The sequence below is a fragment of the Oligoflexus sp. genome, assembly GCF_035638955.1.
Taxonomy (GTDB): domain Bacteria; phylum Bdellovibrionota_B; class Oligoflexia; order Oligoflexales; family Oligoflexaceae; genus Oligoflexus.
This window is the reverse complement of sequence record NZ_DASQYZ010000467.1, coordinates 1-4,151: the sequence shown is the minus strand read 5'-3', so window position 1 is coordinate 4,151 and position 4,151 is coordinate 1. Positions and strand designations below refer to the sequence as shown.

General features: G+C 45.4%; 3 protein-coding genes. 1 reads left to right on the top strand and 2 read right to left on the bottom strand.

Features of this window, described 5'->3' with window-relative positions; genetic code table 11:
- Window positions 1-162: 162 nt before the first annotated feature.
- Window positions 163-354 carry a PDZ domain-containing protein gene (locus tag VE954_RS44605; RefSeq protein WP_414699070.1) on the bottom strand — a complete coding sequence of 64 codons (192 nt, stop codon included), beginning with the start codon at window positions 352-354 and terminating at the stop codon, window positions 163-165.
- A gap of 883 nt (window positions 355-1,237) precedes the next feature.
- On the bottom strand, window positions 1,238-1,864 hold the full coding sequence (locus VE954_RS38165) for a hypothetical protein (protein ID WP_324963069.1): 627 nt from the start codon (window positions 1,862-1,864) through the stop codon (window positions 1,238-1,240).
- A 1,369-nt stretch (window positions 1,865-3,233) separates the two neighbouring features.
- Here VE954_RS38165 and VE954_RS38160 point away from each other — a divergent pair.
- Window positions 3,234-3,392 carry a hypothetical protein gene (locus VE954_RS38160; protein ID WP_324963067.1) on the top strand — a complete coding sequence of 53 codons (159 nt, stop codon included), beginning with the start codon at window positions 3,234-3,236 and terminating at the stop codon, window positions 3,390-3,392.
- The last annotated feature ends 759 nt before the right edge of the window (window positions 3,393-4,151 follow it).

Below are 4,151 nucleotides of genomic sequence, written 5' to 3'. Positions count from 1 at the left end.
AAAATCGCAATTGCATACACAAGGCCGATCACGGATAGAATTAAAGCCGCCCATAAGGACAGGGATACAACAATCACCAGGAATCTAAGAAAGGCTTCTGTTGGCCATGGCTTGGTTCGGAGCATGAATTCCCCTGTGTCTGAATGATGCAAGTTAATTGTATCATTGGTTTTCCAAGATAATTTCAAGCTGTGCGCCATCTCTTGTGATTTGAAGACTGGTCGACTCGCTCCCTCTCATTTTTTGAAAGATTTTCGAAGAATTTGCTGACGCTCCTGGCTTTTCTCCATCGATTGATTCGATGACATCGCCGTTCTTCAACCCTGCTTTGTCGAAAATGGAATTAGGTCTAATCCTCGTCAGCCGAAATTATCAGGATAAATCCGATAGTCCAAACTTTTTCCAGGCTAAAGCAGCAAAAATCGTTCTCAGCCAGGTTCATGAAGAACTTGGGTCCAGTACTGCAGCTTTAATAAATGCCTGACGGTTGATGCCAGGTCGCTGCGAAACAGCATCAACCGCTTCAAATTGGGATTTTTGGAGCGGCTTGCCAACCTGCTCGTGCCTGCATAAAACAACGACCAAATGGCTTCCGCCAACTTAGCTTTGGAGCCCAATTGTTCGATTCCCTCAAAAAATCACTTCGCCGCCAAACGCTGCCCACAATGTCGAAAAAATTCGAATGTCGATCACTGAAGATCGACATTCAGAAAGTTTAAGCATTCGCCTATGGCCCTTTTTCCCAAGCCATCACAGAAAACTCGTGCAATGCCACCATTTGTATCAGATCTTTCTCAACCCGTCTTGACTGAAAATAAATTTTGTAGTCTATGCGATTTTTCAGATGGATCAGGATGGAAATGCATTGTTGAGGGGATTCGCGGTGTTAAAATCGGTACCTACACAGAATACGATGCCGTTTATGGTGTGACTTGCCCTGGAACGGCAGCTTGCAAGTTGGTGTGAACAACATCCTCGACACCATCGTTGGTGTTGTCTCGGATGAAAGCGCTGGCAGTGAGACGATCGCTCGCTCCTGCTACGCTCGCATCACACAGAAGTTCCAGTCAACTACACCATATCCTATTTCTATGAAACCTATAAGTATATCTTAAGACTGGTGAATCCCAAGTTCTGGCTTGGGTCTTTTTCATGGTTATGGGTAGGAAAAGTGCATCGCTGCGTGGGCTGTGCAGCAGCGCGTAGAGCACCTGTTAACCCGGGAAATTCCAATTTTTCAATGGCTTTTTTGCAGGTTCGCGGTTCCATGAGATAGCCCAGCAATTAAAGGAAGGCGGGCAAGATACTTACGATTGAAGCTGAATCGGATCAAAGACTCATAATCCAAATCACTCATTTTTAAATGCGGGTAAGGAGAATGACCCATCAATCCGCAACCAGCCTGCCTCCAGTGACATTCAACTCTTGGATGATCATAACCTGCAGCGTGCAGGAGTTCATGAAACATCAGAGCCCGAAGCTCTTGAGGGCTGTTAAGTATCGATGAGTCGATAATTATTTCTGCACGATTCAAAGCTACATCGATAATGGTGACAGCGCGGGCATACGGATTATTTTGCGTCCTCAGCTTGCCCATCATCCGCTCATGAGAAAGTACCTTAATGCTCACCACAGGGGCTGCAAAAGGCAAGGCCACTCCCGCCCGGCGGCTCAATTGAATAAATTCTTCCACGTAAGGCAGCAATTGTGGTTCAATAAAAGCCTGCGGGAAGCTGTTCTGAATGGCAAGAGTATTGTCTCCTCCACGGTGTTGACAACCTGCCAGATGAAATCCGGCAATGGACAAAAGCAAAGTAAAAAATGGAACAAACTTCAACTTTTCAACCAGCGGATCCATAAACATCCTATCTCCTGCCATACAGTCAGATAGCGAATCTCCGAGAGGAAATTCTCCTTCCAAATGAATTGAACCTTCCAAGAGAGCATCTATAAAATATTGATGGAAGATGCAGGTCTGCATCATGTAAATCGATGTAGACCATGGTGAGCTGTATCTACAGACTTTCTGTCCCGATACGCGAGTGGATAGTCGCACACGTCATTCTTTTAGGTCCAACAATTCTCTTCAAGCTAACGAATAAAAGTATTCGTTATATGCAAAGGGTGCCTTGCCAATCGTCACATTGAGTATTTTATTTGGAAACCCTTATCAGAAGGGGCGTTTGGAGACGATATGGAGAGTTTCGACGACCAGAAAATATAGAACAGATTCTCACATCATACGGCGTTTGACAAATGCACGGTGATTTTTTCATTCCTCATGTTGGTGAGGAATTTCGAGCATGGCATCAATCCAAGTGCTCCCGTCGTCTGAAGCCTGTGCAACGTTTCCTGGTGATCATCCGCCCAAAAGGTTTTCGCTGACAAGGCGATTGCACGATGATTCCTTTCTTCGACAGAATGCCAATAAACGTTTAAGCAGGTTTCGAAATGATTTGCAATGCCGGGTCGTCTTCGTTACATAGCAAATGTTGGCCAATGGCCCAACCTCCATGGAATACAACCCCGTGAGCTCTCAAATATAAGCGCGGAGGCACAAATGCATGATTGCCTGAATCTGTTTTCAAAGGGTGATACTGTTGAAATTAATGGAAGGCGCGGAACTGTGCGTCATATCACAAACTCCCGCTACTGGGTGATACATGATGGAGATCGGTTGGCGACGGGTTATACCCGCGGGCAAATGCGTCGCGGCTTATCCAAATCCTCACAGGTTCCATTCCTGAAATTAGGTGGTTCCTGCATCTGGCTGCCTCTCTATCAGAAAGAGAACATTTAAATACAGGGGGGGCCTACGGCCAGCGGAATTTGCCCGGAACTGATAAAGCGGAGCCGTCGATTCGATCCGTGGTTCTGTAAGGTGAAAACCAAAAATAGTTATCTGAAGGAAAAGCTGTTTTAATCGAAATCCTGGTGCTTCCTCTCAGGATGCTGTAGATATGATGACAAAAGTTTAGGACATTGAAGGGTGCCGATCTTTGATGATCGGCACCTGAATTTTTATTCGCTTGAAAGCTAATAATGGACACTCCTGATTGAGTTCAAAGGTACTTGAAAGATGTCCTTCGTTATGCCATAAGCGACTCGCTGAACAGGGATGATTTCTGCAAACAACTTTTTGCCCGACATGCCTTGTTTCCAGGGGGTTTCATAAGGATCGAAAGCGGATCGAAAGCCTTGGACCCAGGTTACTCACTAAAGGATGAACCTCCATGAAATTTTTTATGCTGATCATGACCCTTGCGATGGCAGCAGGATGTGCCACTGTTGATTCAACGAGCGCGTCAAGCGATATTCAGGCCGAAGAGAAGGGTGAAGAGGGATTGCGTGAATCGTGGCAAAAGGCTCTTCTTGAGGCAGTTGAGCGCTGAAGGCACGCCACTGCCCGGATTGGTCACCTGGAAGGATCGTTTTCCAGCACTTTTTCCAATTCAATGATTGTCTGAACATACATTACCCAGCCGTTGAATTGCCAATTGGGTCGAGGTTTGGGGGCCGGGATTATTTTCAGATCATCAACAAGTTCATTTCTAAGCTGGTATAGGTCTTTACAGCTAAACATGTGCTTTCTCTGACATGGAAGTTTTCGAACCCTTGGAAGGTATACGAGGGAGCGAAGCCTTTCATGCATAATTATTGGGTACCTCTGTGACGATTTTCACACTGATCTTCTGAAAAATCTTCCATGGACAATAGATCATCGCGGGTTAAGTCGGAGGACGAACACGCTGTTAGGTCTAGTCGTGCAGGTACAATTTTCTCCAACACCAATCCATTTCCATCATGATCCATTTCAAAAATCGCAAGGACTACAAAATTTATTTCCGCGCGAGCTGAGTTGATAAATATTTGATACAAAAAAGGAATTGCCGAGTTTTCTGAGATGGCTTTGTAAAACTCCCTCAATGAATGCTCAAACCTTCAGAATGTCGATCTTTAATGGTCGACATTCGAATTTTTTACATGGTGCATGAATAATACCGACATGGTGGACAGCCTGTGAGTGATCGGCATTCTTCAACAAGGTGACTATTTACTGTCAGATGGAATCGTTCCGTACTCTGCGGGTCATCCTTCAGCATCGGCCTTGTCCTTTGCCCGACCCGCCTGTGATCCTGTAGAGCAATATT

Coding starts and splice junctions, on each gene's coding strand:
- VE954_RS38165 (WP_324963069.1), bottom strand. CDS start 1,864: ATGTTTATGGATCCGCTGGTTGAAAAGTTGAAGTTTGTTCCATTTTTT.
- VE954_RS38160 (WP_324963067.1), top strand. CDS start 3,234: ATGAAATTTTTTATGCTGATCATGACCCTTGCGATGGCAGCAGGATGT.